Source organism: Neptuniibacter sp. 1_MG-2023 (genome assembly GCF_030547185.1).
GTDB lineage: Bacteria > Pseudomonadota > Gammaproteobacteria > Pseudomonadales > Balneatricaceae > Neptuniibacter.
This window is the reverse complement of record NZ_JAUOQR010000004.1, coordinates 222,507-238,729: the sequence shown is the minus strand read 5'-3', so window position 1 is coordinate 238,729 and position 16,223 is coordinate 222,507. Positions and strand designations below refer to the sequence as shown.

General features: G+C 41.4%; 17 protein-coding genes. 5 read left to right on the top strand and 12 right to left on the bottom strand.

What is annotated here, in order from left to right:
• Positions 1-96: 96 nt before the first annotated feature.
• Positions 97-3,153 carry an ammonium transporter gene (gene amt, locus Q4492_RS07285; protein ID WP_303416583.1) on the top strand — a complete coding sequence of 1,019 codons (3,057 nt, stop codon included), beginning with the start codon at positions 97-99 and terminating at the stop codon, positions 3,151-3,153.
• Positions 3,154-3,164: 11 nt separating this feature from the next.
• Here amt and Q4492_RS07280 read toward each other — a convergent pair whose 3' ends face one another.
• From Q4492_RS07280 to dnaX, 6 genes are read right to left on the bottom strand one after another with little or no spacing between them, the layout of a single operon-like run.
• On the bottom strand, positions 3,165-3,605 hold the full coding sequence (locus Q4492_RS07280; RefSeq protein ID WP_303416582.1) for a YcgN family cysteine cluster protein: 441 nt from the start codon (positions 3,603-3,605) through the stop codon (positions 3,165-3,167).
• A complete protein-coding gene (locus tag Q4492_RS07275) occupies positions 3,606-3,893 on the bottom strand; it encodes a YcgL domain-containing protein (RefSeq protein ID WP_303416581.1) in 288 nt (95 codons plus the stop codon).
• Between the two features lie 19 nt (positions 3,894-3,912).
• Positions 3,913-5,094 (bottom strand): ribonuclease D, encoded by a 1,182-nt coding sequence (rnd, locus tag Q4492_RS07270; RefSeq protein WP_303416580.1) that lies wholly within the window; start codon positions 5,092-5,094, stop codon positions 3,913-3,915.
• A gap of 12 nt (positions 5,095-5,106) precedes the next feature.
• The gene (recR, locus tag Q4492_RS07265) at positions 5,107-5,706 is read right to left on the bottom strand and encodes a recombination mediator RecR (protein WP_303416579.1); all 600 of its coding nucleotides are present in this window, start codon (positions 5,704-5,706) and stop codon (positions 5,107-5,109) included.
• A gap of 3 nt (positions 5,707-5,709) precedes the next feature.
• On the bottom strand, positions 5,710-6,036 hold the full coding sequence (locus tag Q4492_RS07260) for a YbaB/EbfC family nucleoid-associated protein (protein ID WP_303416578.1): 327 nt from the start codon (positions 6,034-6,036) through the stop codon (positions 5,710-5,712).
• Between the two features lie 17 nt (positions 6,037-6,053).
• Positions 6,054-8,015 carry a DNA polymerase III subunit gamma/tau gene (gene dnaX / locus Q4492_RS07255; RefSeq protein WP_303416577.1) on the bottom strand — a complete coding sequence of 654 codons (1,962 nt, stop codon included), beginning with the start codon at positions 8,013-8,015 and terminating at the stop codon, positions 6,054-6,056.
• A 383-nt stretch (positions 8,016-8,398) separates the two neighbouring features.
• Between dnaX and Q4492_RS07250 the strand changes: the two genes are divergently transcribed.
• Entirely contained in the window at positions 8,399-8,740 is a 342-nt protein-coding gene (locus Q4492_RS07250) for a hypothetical protein (protein ID WP_303416576.1), read from the top strand.
• Between the two features lie 235 nt (positions 8,741-8,975).
• Positions 8,976-10,004 (top strand): dihydroorotase, encoded by a 1,029-nt coding sequence (gene pyrC / locus Q4492_RS07245; RefSeq protein ID WP_303416575.1) that lies wholly within the window; start codon positions 8,976-8,978, stop codon positions 10,002-10,004.
• A gap of 34 nt (positions 10,005-10,038) precedes the next feature.
• Here pyrC and Q4492_RS07240 read toward each other — a convergent pair whose 3' ends face one another.
• The 5 genes from Q4492_RS07240 to Q4492_RS07220 all read right to left on the bottom strand — a co-directional run bounded on the left by Q4492_RS07240 (position 10,039) and on the right by Q4492_RS07220 (position 12,649).
• Complete coding sequence (locus Q4492_RS07240) at positions 10,039-10,683, bottom strand: tRNA (adenine(22)-N(1))-methyltransferase TrmK (RefSeq protein ID WP_303416574.1); 645 nt, start codon at positions 10,681-10,683, stop codon at positions 10,039-10,041.
• A gap of 210 nt (positions 10,684-10,893) precedes the next feature.
• Complete coding sequence (locus Q4492_RS07235; protein ID WP_303416573.1) at positions 10,894-11,601, bottom strand: DUF445 domain-containing protein; 708 nt, start codon at positions 11,599-11,601, stop codon at positions 10,894-10,896.
• A gap of 144 nt (positions 11,602-11,745) precedes the next feature.
• Positions 11,746-11,952 (bottom strand): hypothetical protein, encoded by a 207-nt coding sequence (locus tag Q4492_RS07230; RefSeq protein WP_303416572.1) that lies wholly within the window; start codon positions 11,950-11,952, stop codon positions 11,746-11,748.
• A 32-nt stretch (positions 11,953-11,984) separates the two neighbouring features.
• Positions 11,985-12,206 carry a hypothetical protein gene (locus tag Q4492_RS07225; RefSeq protein WP_303416571.1) on the bottom strand — a complete coding sequence of 74 codons (222 nt, stop codon included), beginning with the start codon at positions 12,204-12,206 and terminating at the stop codon, positions 11,985-11,987.
• Between the two features lie 236 nt (positions 12,207-12,442).
• Positions 12,443-12,649 (bottom strand): cold-shock protein, encoded by a 207-nt coding sequence (locus tag Q4492_RS07220; RefSeq protein ID WP_067861674.1) that lies wholly within the window; start codon positions 12,647-12,649, stop codon positions 12,443-12,445.
• Positions 12,650-12,942: 293 nt separating this feature from the next.
• Between Q4492_RS07220 and Q4492_RS07215 the strand changes: the two genes are divergently transcribed.
• Positions 12,943-13,098 (top strand): DUF2986 domain-containing protein, encoded by a 156-nt coding sequence (locus Q4492_RS07215; protein WP_303416570.1) that lies wholly within the window; start codon positions 12,943-12,945, stop codon positions 13,096-13,098.
• Positions 13,099-13,183: 85 nt separating this feature from the next.
• Here Q4492_RS07215 and Q4492_RS07210 read toward each other — a convergent pair whose 3' ends face one another.
• On the bottom strand, positions 13,184-15,196 hold the full coding sequence (locus tag Q4492_RS07210; RefSeq protein WP_303416569.1) for a methyl-accepting chemotaxis protein: 2,013 nt from the start codon (positions 15,194-15,196) through the stop codon (positions 13,184-13,186).
• 349 nt (positions 15,197-15,545) lie between these two features.
• Here Q4492_RS07210 and Q4492_RS07205 point away from each other — a divergent pair, with 349 nt between their 5' ends.
• Complete coding sequence (locus Q4492_RS07205) at positions 15,546-16,205, top strand: methyltransferase (protein ID WP_303416568.1); 660 nt, start codon at positions 15,546-15,548, stop codon at positions 16,203-16,205.
• The last annotated feature ends 18 nt before the right edge of the window (positions 16,206-16,223 follow it).

The following is a 16,223-nucleotide window of genomic DNA, read 5'->3' as shown; positions in this document are numbered from 1 at the left end:
CTATAATGTAGAGAATATTTACTTACTAAGACCAATGGTTTACAAAAGTTCGGAGCGTTAACACACTTTCTCTCGTCGTATAAGGAAAGGTTATAAATGCTGGATAATATGTGGCTGATTGTATCAGCTCTTTTAGTGTTCTTAATGCAAGCCGGTTTTTTATGCCTAGAAAGCGGAAGAATTCGCAGTAAAAACAGCATTAACGTTGCAGCAAAAAACATTACTGACTTTATCCTTTCCACAACGATCTTCTGGATAGCTGGCTTCGGGTTAATGTTTGGTAACACCTACCTTGGCTTCATCGGCGGTAACAGCTTCCTCTTTGGTACCGACAACTCCGCAGATGAGATCTGTTTCTTTATATTTCAAATGATGTTTTGCAGTACTGCCGCTACGCTAATGTCGGGCGCCGTTGCTGAACGCATGAGTTTTATTGGATACATATATGCAACGATAATTCTAAGCGTTGCTATCTACCCTATTACTGGACACTGGGCTTGGGGTGGTCTTTATCAAGACACTCAACAAGGCTGGTTAGAAGCTCTAGGTTTTATCGATTTTGCAGGCTCAACCGTCGTCCACTCTGTAGGCGGATGGGTTGCGTTAGCCTGCGTAATAATTATCGGCCCTCGACTTGGGCGCTACGATGCCAATACTAAGTTCCCATCCGGTAGTAATCTTCCTATGGCAACAATGGGGACACTACTCATTTGGTTTGGCTGGTTTGGCTTCAATGGTGGTAGTGTCCTAGCCATCAACGATCAGGTTCCTAAAATCCTACTCAACACCTGCCTTGCCGCCATCTGGGGTGGCCTTATCGCAACCTCCCTCCATTACTTTGATAAGCGATTTATTGATGTTGGCTATATACTAAATGGCATTATTGCAGGACTTGTTGGCATTACTGCATCCTGTTTCGCTGTCGAGCCTATATCCGCTGCCTTTATAGGTATGATCTCTGGCGGCATCGTATATTACGGCACACTGTGGCTAGAAAAAATGCAGATCGATGATGCGCTTGCTGTTATCCCTGCTCACCTTTTAGCCGGTATTTGGGGCACTATAGCCGTTGCTATATTTTCTGACTACAGCAAGCTTGATACAGGACTTACGTTTTCCCAGCAGCTTGCGATCCAGCTTTGTGGTATTACAGCAATTGGCCTCTACAGTTTTGGAGTAAGCTACTGCTTGCTTAGTATTATTAACCGCCTTGTTCCATTACGCGTATCCGTACAAGATGAAGAACAAGGCCTCAACATTGCCGAGCATCAAGCATCTACAGAACTGATTGACCTTCTAAGTGATATGGAACAACAACAGAATCTAGGGAATTTCACCTCACCCGTGAACGAAGAACCCTTTACTGAAGTTGGCCAAATCGCAAAAAAGTATAACCAGGTCATTACACGCATCAATCAAGAGATGTCACAAAAAGATTTTGCCATTGATCAGTTCCAAGCAAGCGAAAAACGAAAAAGCGCCATTCTAGACTCATCAATGGATTGCATTATATCTATTGACTGGGAAGGGAAAATAATTGAATTCAACCCATCGGCAGAACGTACGTTGGGCTGTCTAAAAAAGCAGGTAGTAGGAAAAAGCTTTACCAAGTATTTTATCCTCGAAGAAGATAGAGAGGCTGTTGAATACAGCCTGCGTCATTTTTTCAGCGCAGCTAATGGCCTTGTCTTAAATAGACGAAATGCTCTACAACTACAACGTATATCTGCCCACCCCTTTCCAGCCGAAGTGACGATAACCAGTACACGTATGGAAGATGACTCCCGTACTGAATTTACACTCCATATACGCGATGTGACACGAGAGCAAAAGCTTCAATCTCGACTTAAATTTCTTGCCTACCGAGACCCGCTAACTAGCTTATCCAACCGCACATATATGATGAAGTCACTTTCTGCAGCTATTGAGGTGGCAAAACTACATAACGAAACCGTTGCACTATTCTTCCTCGACTTAGATAAATTTAAAAAAATTAATGATACTCTCGGACACAAAGCGGGTGATGAACTGTTATGTGAAGTGGCTAAACGCCTAACAGAAGCTGCACGTGAAGATGACCTTATCGCTCGCTGGGGAGGCGATGAGTTTATTGTCGTACTCAGAGGGAAAATTAACCTAGATGTAATAAGCAAAAAAGCTAAAGACATTCTAGAAATAATGCGAAAACCGGTAGAGATAAGCAAAAAGCAATTTAATATCCCTACTAGTATAGGTATATCACTTTCTGTATGCGGACAAACCCACGCAGACAACCTAATTCAAGAGGCTGATATAGCCATGTATGCGGCAAAAGAAAGTGGCCGCGACAACTATCAAATATTCCAACCCCACATGGCCGAAAATGTTACAAAATCAGCAACCTACGAGCGCCTAATTAAGATAGGACTCGCAGAAAAGCAATTCTACCTTGTTTATCAGCCTAAAGTATTCCGCAGCAAAGACAATATTATCGCTCTGGAAGCTCTTATTCGATGGAATCACCCTCAACAAGGGGTGATTTCACCTACAGATTTCATACCTATAGCGGAAGAAAGTAATCTCATTATCCAACTCGGCGAAATGGTCATCAACACTGCTCTCATGCAGATTCGAGAATGGATCGATCAGGGGCTATCTCCAGTACCTATTGCCGTTAATGTCTCAGGTAAACACCTTATATCAGAAGAGCTAGTCCCTTTTATAAAACAGCAGTTAGTTCTCTTCTCCATTCCAGGCTCACTACTCGAAATAGAAATAACCGAAGGGGTTTTAATTGATGATATAGAAATCTGTATCAGCGTGCTTGAAGAACTTAAAGCCTTAAATATAAGCATATCTATTGATGATTTTGGTACAGGCTACTCTTCATTAAACTATTTAAAACGACTACCTCTCGATATCCTAAAAATAGATCAATCCTTTGTAGAAGAGTGTCATCGTAAAGACGAGGACACTGAAATATGTGCAACTATTATCAATTTAGCCAGGAATCTGAATCTAAGTACAATAGCGGAGGGAGTAGAAACGGAAGGGCAGCTAGATACCTTACTTAAGCTCGGCTGTGAGGTTTTCCAAGGCTACTATTTCTACAAGCCTCTTGAAAAATCTGTAATATCTAAGCTGCTTTCACCTACAATAAACACTGATAATTAAAAGCGGCTTAATCACTCAATGATATAATCAACAAAATCCTCTTCATCTATTTCATCATCTTTAACTTCATACCAACTTAAAACAGACGCACCTGATTCAATCACTGTTTTTTGATCCCCGCTGACCAGAGGGTGCCACTCAGGAAGGTCTTTCCCCTCATGAACCAATCGATATGCGCAACTTGGTGGAAGCCAATGAAATGAATCTACATCTTCGGGCCTAAGTTTTACGCAATCAGGCACTAGCGAACAACGCTCTTCATATTTAGTACAACGACAGGTTTCAAAATCGAGCAGATGACACACAACAGATGTATAAAAAACCTCTTGAGTATCTTCATCTTCCAATTTATGCAGACAACATAATGCACAGCCATCACAGAGGGATTCCCACTCAGTAGAATTCATCTGTTCTAAACTTTTACTACGCCAAAAAACTTCTTGAGCGGCCACTTAACGCACACCACTTTCAGGACGATCTTTATGAAGATCCAGCATATAATCATCTTTTGGAGGCGGCATCTGCAGGTAATACCCTTTTTCCTCTAAGCCCTCCAGCACTTTATCTACATCTACCCGCGCCAGTTTACGGTTCGCCGTCAAAGGAATATCCATGACTAGCTTAGCTGTTCCAAACATCTCTAACAGTGCCTCAGGCACCTTACTCAACTTATCTCGCTTATCGACATAGAGATACATTTCATCTTTACGAGAACTTAAATAAACAGAACAAACCTTCATGCAGAAAATACCTTTATATTTAACTCGAACATCTTAAACGCTCTATAACTTCAAGCTCATCTAACAATGCTGGGCCTATTAACTTTTGACGCCACTCTGACATTTGGGAAGGTAGTCTATACTCCCCTTCATCAACACCCGATCGAATAAGTAGCTCTAACTCTTTACGACGCAATAGAATCTCCGGCGCAACGTCATTAGCCTCAGCAGCTTTACGGGCAATCGCCTTCAACTTCTTCAGGTGTTTGTTCCAAAAGTAATGAAGAGGCCTTGGAATAGGTTTCGGTGGATTAGCTTCAGCGCTGTTAGACCCCGACCTTATAAAACCTAAAATCGTTTCACCATCACTGCGCAAAATATGCTTTCTAATTTCATCTAAACGAGAAAGGTCGCCCATGTTACGCGGCCAGGCCTCAATAATTTGTAATAAGGCCTGATTTTTTAATATTCGATTACGCGGCACATCTCGATCCCGTGCAACCTGTTCACGCCAAGCAGTCAAATCCCTTAATGCTGCTAATTTATGCACAGGACAACGCCACATCTGTGTAAAACGTAGGTAGTAATCATAACCCTCAACGTCATCAATCAATGCATTATCGAGCATTTTCTGGTTTTCTTGCTCAGCCCAAGAATAGGTATCTCGCTGCACAAACTCCTGCTTTTGCATTGCATAAATTTCAGGTAAATAAGCAACATCCAGCGCAGCATAATGTATCTGACTTGAGGTCAACGGACGCTTTAGCCAATCCGATGTAGTTTCATGCTTTTCCATTTGCACATCGAGTTTCTGCTCAAGCATCCTCTGTAATCCCATAGAGAAGCCCCAGTTAAGTAAAGCAGCCCCTATCTGGGTATCAAAAACAGGCTGGGGAAGTACTCCTAACACTTTAAGAAACAGCTCAAGATCTTCCGTTGCTGCATGCATTAGCTTAATAACAGAGCGATCTTGAAATAGTTCAGATAGAGCACTGAAGTCTGATATATCTAAAGGATCAATCAGGTAACACTGGCGATCATCCGCCACCTGTATTAACCCTGCAATGGGATAAAAGGTTTCAACACGAATAAACTCAGTATCTAGTGCGACTAAAGGTAAAGTTCGCCAGTGATTACAATACCGACTCAGATCTGCCTCAGATCTAATCCATATAGGCTCCTCGGCTGAAGCTTCTAACGTTTTCCAATTGTAATCTGACAACTTTTTAAATCCTCAAAGCAGTGAACGCCGGCCCGCCATCGCGTGCGCTAACGTACCGCCATCAACAAATTCCAGCTCACCACCTACAGGTACACCATGTGCAATGCGAGTCACTTTAATGCCCAACTCCTTTACCTGAGCAGCAATAAAATGTGCAGTTGCCTCACCCTCAACAGTAGGGTTGGTCGCTAAAATTATTTCATTTATTTCTGTGGAATGGATAAATTCTAAAAGCTTATCTATACCTAAATCTTCCGGCCCAATACCGTCAATCGGTGATAAATGTCCTGAAAGGACAAAATACAAACCGTTATAACCGCCAGTTTGCTCTATAGCCAAAACGTCTACCGGAGATTCCAATACACAAAGCGTTGATTTATCTCTGCTCTCCGATTGGCAGATATCACACAGCTCATGTTCAGACAAAGTACGACATTGACGACAATGCCCTACCTCTGCAACGGCTTTTTGTAAAATGCCAGCTAAAGCTAAAGCCCCTTCCGTATCTCGTTCTAAAAGGTGGAAAGCCATACGCTGGGCCGATTTTGGCCCAACACTAGGCAGACAACGTAGCGCTGTAATCAACTGCTGAATAAGAGGACTAAAAGACATAGATTAGAACGGCATATTAAATCCAGGAGGCATACCCATACCACCTGTCACTTCAGCCATTTTCTCTTGTGTATAAGTTTCAATTTTACGAACAGCATCATTAACGGCCGCAGCGACAAGGTCTTCTAAAATCTCCTTATCTTCTTCCATCAAGCTATCATCAATATTAATGCTTTTAACATCATGACGACCATTCATCACTACCTTAACAAGGCCCGCACCCGATTCACCTGTTTGCTCAGCAAGGGCAACTTGTTCTTGCGCTTTCTGTAGGTTTTCTTGCATTTTCTGGGCTTGTTTCATTAAATTGCCCATACCACCTTTCATCATTGTTCTTTACCTCAAAATTAATCGATGGGTTGCACAGAGGATAGCTCTATCTGTGCATCAAAATGTTGTTGTAACTGTTTTACTGTCTCATCGTTACGAATTGACGTAATTGCTTCTGAATGCCGCTCTTCCCGTTTTCTATTTAAGTACTGTGCAGGCGTTTCTTGCGTTTGAATCGCCTGTACAAATTCGACACTCACTGGCGCAGAGAAGTATGTATTCAACGCATCACTTATCCGTTGTTGCTGTACTTCATTTAACATCGTCTTTTGATCTTTTGTGTAATGTAGAACAACAGCGTCAGATCTAATCTCTTCCAAAGATATATGTGTTGCTAAACTCTCAGTCATACCACTCAGGCCAAGGTTTCGGCCAATATGCACCCAATCAGAGAGCTGAATAGCACCTAAATCACGCGAACACTCTTCAACAGCTACGCTACTTTTAGCTATTTCTAGTGATTTAAAATCGGTTTTACTCTCTGAAGGCGCATACTCATTCTCTAATGGCTGCATGGCTTGATCGTTTACAGAGGACTGTTCACTTTCATCCATACTCCAAGGAGGAGTGCTCTCTTGCTCTACACCTTCACTTTCAAACTTTTTTCTTGGGTCTACCCCACTTTGAGGAGCCGCATACTCAGCCTCATCATAATAAGCAGGCGGTTCATCCTGCCTAAGATCATTTTCCGGGTTTAAAGCGGGAGGCGCTATTGGTTGCTCGATAGCTGGCTCAGCTTCAGGAAGCGAGTCGGACCTATCAAGCGAAACAGCTTCCGCTACATCTACAACAGGCTCATTAGTCTGAATATCTGGTGAAGAGTCCCGACTAGGCTCAACTTTGTTACTAGCCAATGCTGACGAATTTTGTAACGCTACAGCGCGCGGCTTAGCCCCTGCAGGCCTGAACGCTAGCATTCTGAGTAATACCATTTCTAACCCTTCGCGAGGGTCAGGAACAAATGGCAGATCCTTACGCCCCATCAAAGCAACTTGGTAATACAATTGTATATCTTCAGCCGTTAAAGCCTTTGCTAATTCTTGAACCTGAAGCATATCCCCCATACTGTTATCTACAGCATCAGGAATCGTTTGAGCAAGCGCTATGCGATGCAACACACTGATCAAGTCACCAAGCACTGTATTATAATCAGGAGAAAACTGAGCAAGATCCGTCACAGAAGCCATCAAACCTTTAGCATCGCCTGAAGCGAGGCAATAAAGCATTTGATAGACTAAACGCTGATCGATCGTTCCCAGCATGGCACGAACATCAGCTTCATTAATAACACCTGCACCAAAGGCTATCGCTTGGTCAGTCAAACTCATCGCATCACGCATTGAACCATCAGCAGAGCGGGCTAAAAGCCAAAGTGCAGGCTCTTCAAAACTGATATTCTCCTCTCCCAACACATGGGAAAGGTGGCTGACAATACGCTCAGGAATTAAGTTTTTAAGATTAAACTGTAAGCAACGGGATAAAATCGTAATCGGTAGTTTCTGTGGATCTGTCGTTGCAAGCAGAAACTTAACATGCGGAGGCGGCTCTTCTAAGGTTTTTAATAATGCATTAAAAGAATGCGTAGAAAGCATATGAACTTCGTCGATTAGGTAGACTTTATAACGACCATGGGTTGGTGCATATTGCACGTTTTCCATCAGTTCACGGGTATCTTCTACTTTCGTACGCGAGGCCGCATCCACCTCAATAAGATCAACAAAACGCCCTTCAGCAATCTCTTTACAAGCAGAACACTGTCCGCAAGGAGTAGAGGATACGCCGGTTTCACAGTTAAGGGATTTAGCAAATAAGCGTGCTATAGACGTTTTACCTACACCTCGAGTACCAGTAAAAAGATAGGCATGGTGCAACCGATCATCATCGAGAGCATTCACAAGTGCTTTCAGCACATGCTCTTGCCCCACCATTTCTTGAAATCTCGCAGGACGCCACTTTCGCGCCAGAACCTGATAACTCATCTAATATATGCAGCTTATTGTTAGAAAAAAACAGAGCCCTATGCTACCTTTTGCATGTTTTTTTCGCCAGCTAAACCTTACTTTTAAACACGCAAAGACACTCCCCCACTCATCCAGCAAGGATAAGCATTCACCCTAAATATATAGAACCAATGGGCACTACCTTTTATTCTGTCGCTGAATATCTATCCACTTCACTCTCTTTCTAGCTAACAATGCCACATAATCTGTATATCACTACTCAGCCGCCTATAAATACGTTAGTCTTTCAGCAATAGAAAATGAGCAAGTAACTCACAAGTTCAACCATCAACATAAACTTGCCCTCGCCAGCACTATAAATAACGTTTAAAATTAAAGAGTGATAAAACTAGGCTTCATGTATGTTTAAAAAACGCCCCTCTAAAGCAGAGCTCAGAGATCAGCTTAACGCTGAGGTCAATCAGTATCTGCAAAAGGGTGGAGAGATCGAACAAGTAGAGATGGGAGAGTCAGGCCTTGTTGATGGGCGCTACAATCATCACAAAACAAGCTTTGATAATCCTGGACCTACTGAACGCACGCCCGTTCATGCCCTTTTATCAACTATAGATTCACGACGTAAAAACAAAACAGCGTCAGCTACTATTCAATCGAGAGCGACTCCACCTAAAAAAATCCCAAAACAAAAGGTCATATACGATGACTTCGGTGACCCTATCCGAACCGTCTGGGTCGAGGAATAAAAGCCACTCAAATACTCACAAGCGCGAATACGTACTATCCAGCGCCTTAATACACCCTCTCGCCTTAGCAAATTACGGTGGCTCAATAGAATATTAATGGATCGCCGTGATACAACCCTTACTGAACAAATCCCAGACACGCTTTTCAAAATTGAGTGCGCATTAAAACTATATCCATGAAATAATATAGCCTAATACGCACGCTAATATCTGAATAAAATCTGTGAGCTTCTAAATGACTTCTATTACAATTACGCGCCCAGACGACTGGCACATCCACCTTCGAGATGGTTTACAACTTAAAGATACCGTTCGCGATGTGAGCCGCTATATGGGGCGAGCTATCATTATGCCCAACCTTGTACCCCCAGCAACAAATACCGAAGAAGCTCTAGAATATCGCCAACGTATTATGGATCAAAAACCACAAGGTGCATTTGAACCACTAATGGTACTTTATTTAACAGACAATACTGCGCCAGAAGAAATTATAAAAGCAAAAGCAACCGGTCAGATTGTTGCGGCAAAGCTATATCCTGCCGGAGCGACAACTAATTCAGATTCAGGTGTCACATCTATAAAAAATATCTACCCTGCTCTCGAAGCTATGCAGGAAGCAGGTATGCTTTTACTATTGCACGGGGAAGTCACCGATGCCTCTATAGATATTTTTGATCGCGAAAAAGCTTTTATTGATTCAGTACTTAAAGATGTTGTTAATGATTTTCCTAACCTGAAAATCGTACTTGAACATATCACAACAAAAGATGCTGCCGAGTTCGTAGCATCAGCAGGTGATAATGTTGCCGCTACAATTACAGCACATCACCTATTATTTAATCGAAATCACATGCTAGCTGGCGGCATACGCCCCCACTATTACTGCCTGCCGATATTAAAGCGAAATATTCACCAAGAAGCCCTAATAAAAGCAGCCACCTCTGGAAGCAAAAAATTCTTTTTAGGAACCGATTCTGCCCCCCATATGAAGCACGCTAAAGAGGCGGCTTGCGGCTGTGCAGGCTCTTATACTGCTCACGCTTCCATTGAGCTATATGCAGAGGTATTTGAAGAAGCCAATGCACTCGATAAACTGGAAGCTTTTGCTAGCCTCAATGGACCTGACTTTTATGCGCTGCCTCGCAATAGCGACACTATAACTCTAATCAAAGAAAGCTGGGATGTTCCTGCAAGCTATCCATTAGGGGGGGATCAAGTCGTTCCCATCCGTGCAGGCGAACAGATACATTGGCGAGTAAAATAAAATCAAACTATAAAGGGGCTGTTCTGCAGCCTCTTTATACAAGAAGTAGCTTGCGATAAGCCTGCAAAGCAGGAGGCTCTTGGGAAGTAGCTTGGGTCATACGTTGATAATGCTCAATATTGCGGGTTAAGTACTCCCTATGCTCAGAGTCAGTAAGATCCCACATTTCACCCACACAACTAACCTTGCGAACACTTTCTGTTGATAAATAGATCAACTCATAAAAAAGCCCACCATCTTTAACTATACACTCATCAACTAAGCCCAAACCAAGGGAATCCATTGCCGTACGTACTCTATAAAGTTGGCGTACAGGACATAATAATATATCTAATGACCGACTCTGATGGTTCGTAAGTAGCTCAGAGACCATTTCAGTCATCAAATCCCCACCTACCCCTGCAATAATCACTAATTGACGGGCTTCTGGATCCGGCAAAGTTAATATTTTAAGATCTACGCAATGGGCCTGCCATCGCCCCCTATCCACCTCCGATAGAGAGGTTTCTATACGCTCGATAAGCGACGGAACAATATCAACAAAATGAATAACAGACCTAGGGTACCTATCTAACAACCGACGGCCCAAATATCCATGATCACAACAACAGTCCCATATATGAGCATATGGACCGTTAACCATATCAACCAACCCATCTAAACGAGCAGATAACTTCAAAATAAGCCTCAAAACTTAACGACAAAAAATTAGACAAAATCACTAAAAAACAGGCCAATATAGATATAAAACACAGCTACCTCTTTTCAACTATTTTATTGCTCAATTGCCCATACCATCAAAAGATATTTACATATGAGAGAACACAGTCAAGAAACAACAAAGCCGCTATAACAGCGGCTTCAAAAGAGATAAACTAAAACTTAATAACTACATACCTACAAGCGCAGCCAGCAAACCAATTAATCCACCAAAAACGCCGCCCCATACAACTAACCAGCCTAGGTGCTCCTTAATCATTCGCTGAATGATCTCTTTAACCAGCTGCGGTGTTAGCTCATCTAAACGCTGCTGAACGATCAATTCAACTTTGACTCGCATCTCGGCCATAACATTTGGGCTTTCCAACTCTTCACGCAACATCGCAACAAACTGTTCATCTCGAGTCATATCCTCAATTGAGGATTTCATCTTATCTATAAACGGTTGACGCAACGGCTGAAGAACATCTGTTCCGCCAACCATAGCTAACATACCTCCAAAGGAAGAGGCTTGAATCACTTCAATTAATGAATCAAAGGTAGGCGAAAAATCAATTTTTTCAATAACAGGGGCAAGATGAAGGTCCGGCTGCTTTCCATTTTCAGCGCCCAGAAACCGCTCAATATTTTCTTCAGTAAAAAACTGCTCCATCAAAAGAGCTTTTATTCCCAGCTTAAAGTCCTCAAAACGCGCAGGAATAACGCCAGAACCATACAAGCCAGGCACTTTCTCAAACAGCATATGAATAGCTAACCAGTTCGTTAGCGCGCCAGAAAGTGAAAACAGGCCAATCGTCAGAAGCAAATTATCATCCACGATAAAACCCGCTAAAAAAGCAAGTGCGGCTAATAAATTGGTTAATAAACTTTTATTCATAAATAGCTCCAACGACAACTGTAAACTTGCTGCAAATCGCACAAGAAGACGACCACAAGAAACAGGTATATAAAGGCAGACTAGATAAAATACAAGGGCTGGACTGAAATAGATAACTGAAAGGAATTAAAACACTAAAAGTGATTAAGACTGTTGGCGATACTGAATAATTAAATCTATCACATCGTGATCACTGGCCACAGCTTCTAACGATTCGTTTAATGTCCGACGTTGCGGTAAAGCAATATTAAATTTATTGCGTAATAACTGCTTAACCTCAATATCGGATGCAGGATCTATAGGCTGTCCTGCAAAAACATTTATGCGTTCTAGAACAAAAGATTTATCCATCAAATCTAGTTTCTCTCATATTACAGATAGACTTAGTTAACAATGGCACGAAACTGACTGGACACATATTCGGCAGGGTAGTTTCGTAGCAAAAAGTGACTCATGGCCTCAGCAGGCATCAAACCTGTTATTGGCTTCCAAGTTTTTCGTTTAGATTCGGACGCTGTCACAATCAATTCGTAACAAGCCCATTGATCATAATGTATACCTTGGAATTTAGATACACATAGATTTTCACTGAGATTTTCCAGCAAAATATAAACTCCTATTTATTTTCAAATAGGACCTAATTATCAGCCAATTAGTAGTAAACCAACTAAAAACTACAATAAACAACTAAAGGTAAAGAGCAGAAATAAATATTGCTATAAAACAGAAAGGAATTTGTAGATAGATCAAACTATTTAAATGCGGGTGTAAAATAAAAAGAGCATGATGAAATCACGCTCTTCTAGCCTTCAACTCAAAGAGTTAAAAGAAATAAACTGTATTATACAGGACGAATATTTTCAGCCTGTGGACCTTTCTGGCCCTGAGTTACAGAAAACTCAACTTGCTGACCTTCAGCAAGAGTTTTGAAGCCATCACCCTGGATTGCAGAGAAATGAGCGAAAACGTCTGGACCAGACTGCTGCTCAATGAAACCAAAACCTTTTTCTTCGTTAAACCATTTAACAGTGCCAGTAGTAGTAGACATGTTTTGTATCCTATTTAAAATAAATAATTAGCCTTTATCAGGCTGTTTCTGCGCGATCTTTTACTTTTACTTATGAAAAACAGGACGAGGAATTACGGAAATACTTCGAAAGGTTGTGCATAAATAGCGGATCAATCTCAAGCTGGGACCAGAATATACTGCCGGAAGAGCTGTGTCAAAGGTTATAAGTATTTATTTATATAAAAAGGCAAATGATGATTAAATTCTATAAACATCTATAATCCGCCCTACTCTTATATCTACCTAAGTTTGACTACACCAAGGCTTACCTTATGAATCGGAAGAAAAAGATCTCTCAAATTTTCAAAAAAAGATTAAAGAAAGCAAATGCTAAAAATGCGCCTCAGAGCACTAAGCCTAGATACATATCAAAAGCAGATCGTGTTGATACAGAAAATCTAGCTAGCGACGCTACACCTACATCCTAATGATTATACGGGCCTGCCTTTATAGAGAGATAAGCGCTACTCGGAGCAAGGAAAACTTACTCCGAATAGCAACCGTAAGCAAAAACTAACGAGAAGTATCTATTTTACGTAGACGCTCAATCGCTTCTACTTCTCTATCAATATTATCCATTTCGGTCTCAACATCCGATATGTAATCAATACTATCTTTTACTTGTTCACTGGTCTCTTCGGATGATCCAACAAGACCACTCATCTCATCACTTAATGCTTTAGAGCTTTCAGAAACTTGACTCATGAAGCTTTCCATTTCTGTGATCGTATCGCGGATAGCATTAATTGACCCCGTTACCGCATGAATCGTTTTCCCCGTTTCATTCAAACTATGCTGAGTGTTATGGGAGAGCTGCCTAACTTCATCAGCCACAACAGCAAAGCCTCTGCCCGCCTCGCCTGCACGCGCAGCCTCAATTGCAGCATTAAGCGCTAATAGATTGGTTTGATCAGCGATACTAGAAATAACGCTCAAAATAGTTAAGACCTCTTCAGAGTTCTGCTTTAAGTCTTCTACCTTTAAGTGTAAGTCTTTACGCGATTCACCTTGATCTTCAATACCTTTAGAAAATCCTAAGAATTTCTGCTGAATATCATTCAGGACATTGCCTGTCGTTTGAGCATAGCCGGAAACATGATCAAAACTGCCAACCATTTTCCGCAATAGAGGACGATAGGCTCCCATACATTCGATCAAGTTGTTTTGTAAATAGTTGATCTGCTCTAAGCTATTGATTCGAGCATTCAAAAAATATTGACGGAAATTGCTGTAGTGATAGGGAAACTTATCGGCGTACTCATCTTGAAATCGCTCACCTGGTTGAACTTTAAAAAAGAACAACGCGGTAAGCGTCTGATTCATATGAACACCGAGTAACTCCCCAAATGTGGAGAACCCGGCAACATTCATACCGTCAAAATCATGCACTTGCGCAAGCTCATTAGTATTGTTCAAACGGCGCAACACACAGTCATTTGCCAACATCGCTACAGGTTTACTTGATTTCCCTTGTAAAAAATTACGGTAATCTTGACTCGTTGTCTGGGCAAAAGGCTTAGCTTTAACCAAATACAATCGATCACCAAACTCTAAATCACAGAAAAATGCGATACTGCCTTCTGCCTCATTAATGGCAGCGATAGAACGGATAAATAGCTCACCACCAATTTCAACCGCGAAGGAATAACCAGCAAGGGCATCACCTAACTGAGATGCAGAACACTTAAAATGCTCACAGAGCAGATCTACGATAGAGCTTAACTGGTTACTACCATCACGAATGGCTGACTGAACAACCCGTGTATAAACATTAGATTCTGCAACGATAAAGGAGGTCGACGTTTTTTCAAAGTTATGCGCCTTGAAGACGCCATAACGCATACTAGGCGCTAACTTAACAAAGATAACAACAGCATGGTTGTGAGCAACACGCTCCCCATCAAACACAAGAGCTTGTTGAAAATCTAATTTACCACCAGCAGAACCGCCAACAAAATAACAAGGAAATTGACCACTTTCATACAAGCCTTGCATGAAAAAGTTTTCACTAGCTGATAAGCCATCAAAAAAGGTCAAGGCTAACGTGTCTTGATAATTAACCTCAAAAGGTACTTGGATGCGTTTAAATTCTTCAGCGAATTTAACCACCCGCTCTTTTCTTGTCATGGTCGGATTGCCAGCACGAATATCTTCACAATGAAGCGGTACTGACCTAATCGCCACATCAGAGAAAACATCACTACTGTAACTTTGAACAACTATGTGATCCCAATGATTATCGGCATCATGGTACAACTTTTGTCCACAGGAACTTAACTCTCCGGCCGTCATTACACCTACGATTTTAGGTGCACCAGGCATAGCAGATTTTAACTGTCTAATTGTGCTCTCAAAATCGATATGTGGTGAAATAAACGCAATAACCAAAGATACCGACGCCCCATCAAAAGCGAGCATAGCAAGATTATCGGCAGAGATTTCTCGACTACTAATAGATTTAACTTTAATAACTTCAGCATCAGCAACAGGAGTTTTTAACGATTTACTGCGACCAAACCAAGACATTAGCTACCACCCATACATCCTAAAAACGCTTTTATGACATTATTAGAGTTATCGCTCTAATAATTGACATCCTTAACGCCTTATTGTTTTTTTATAACCTTAATTAAAGCCGCTGATAGCTAATTTGAACAAGCTGATTAGCAAGATTTACTACTTAAGCATCATCAATACGATACCAAAGTACCCCACACAGAGAGTCCCCTTCTGATTATGCAGAGTATCTGTAATGAGTCGGCTAAAAATAAAAAATCTTGCACTTAAGCCACAGCGCTGTACTCTAAATAGACATATTTAATGTCATTTATCTTTGATAGCTGGCTATGCCGAATCAATCAACTCTGGATAAAAAATGACGACCCCTGTACGTGTTCGATACCAAACTGTCGAGTTTGGAAAAATTGATATTCACTTATGTACACTGCGTGATAATCAACAATTTAGCGATCCCAAAGGGATTGCGGAAGAGCTAGGTATATCCTCTGCCCTATGGCCGCTCTTTGGTATCATTTGGCCCTCAAGTCTAGTTCTTGCAAACTATATCTCTGACTATGAAACCGAAGGCAAAAAGATCTTAGAAGTAGGCTGCGGAATGGCTCTGTCTAGCTTATTATTAAACAAACAGCACGCCAATATTACCGCCACAGATTATCATCCTGAAGTTGAAACATTCTTACAAAGAAACACCGTCCTAAATCATGATGAAGAGATTAAATTTGAACGTGTAGATTGGGCTGAAGATACGAGTGACTTAGGAAAGTTTGATCTGATTATTGGTAGCGACCTTCTGTATGAAAATCAACATATTCAACAATTAGCCGACTTTATTGAAAACCATGCAAAACCTACATGCGAAGTTATTATTGTTGATCCAGGCCGTGGTCGAAAAAACAAACTCAGTCTACTAATGGATAAATATGGCTACTCTCCCTCCCATATAAAGCCCATTAACACCGACTATTTAGAACAGCCTTTTAAAGGTGATATTTTAAGGTTTACACGTGAGCAATAAAGGCTCATTCATCTGCTT

Bases quoted from the DNA above. Each gene is read 5' to 3' on its own strand.
- amt (WP_303416583.1), top strand. From the start codon at position 97: ATGCTGGATAATATGTGGCTGATTGTATCAGCTCTTTTAGTGTTCTTA.
- Q4492_RS07275 (WP_303416581.1), bottom strand. From the start codon at position 3,893: ATGAAGGTTTGTTCTGTTTATTTAAGTTCTCGTAAAGATGAAATGTAT.
- recR (WP_303416579.1), bottom strand. From the start codon at position 5,706: ATGTCTTTTAGTCCTCTTATTCAGCAGTTGATTACAGCGCTACGTTGT.
- Q4492_RS07260 (WP_303416578.1), bottom strand. From the start codon at position 6,036: ATGATGAAAGGTGGTATGGGCAATTTAATGAAACAAGCCCAGAAAATG.
- dnaX (WP_303416577.1), bottom strand. From the start codon at position 8,015: ATGAGTTATCAGGTTCTGGCGCGAAAGTGGCGTCCTGCGAGATTTCAA.
- Q4492_RS07250 (WP_303416576.1), top strand. From the start codon at position 8,399: ATGTTTAAAAAACGCCCCTCTAAAGCAGAGCTCAGAGATCAGCTTAAC.
- pyrC (WP_303416575.1), top strand. From the start codon at position 8,976: ATGACTTCTATTACAATTACGCGCCCAGACGACTGGCACATCCACCTT.
- Q4492_RS07235 (WP_303416573.1), bottom strand. From the start codon at position 11,601: ATGAATAAAAGTTTATTAACCAATTTATTAGCCGCACTTGCTTTTTTA.
- Q4492_RS07230 (WP_303416572.1), bottom strand. From the start codon at position 11,952: ATGGATAAATCTTTTGTTCTAGAACGCATAAATGTTTTTGCAGGACAG.
- Q4492_RS07220 (WP_067861674.1), bottom strand. From the start codon at position 12,649: ATGTCTACTACTACTGGCACTGTTAAATGGTTTAACGAAGAAAAAGGT.
- Q4492_RS07215 (WP_303416570.1), top strand. From the start codon at position 12,943: ATGAATCGGAAGAAAAAGATCTCTCAAATTTTCAAAAAAAGATTAAAG.
- Q4492_RS07210 (WP_303416569.1), bottom strand. From the start codon at position 15,196: ATGTCTTGGTTTGGTCGCAGTAAATCGTTAAAAACTCCTGTTGCTGAT.
- Q4492_RS07205 (WP_303416568.1), top strand. From the start codon at position 15,546: ATGACGACCCCTGTACGTGTTCGATACCAAACTGTCGAGTTTGGAAAA.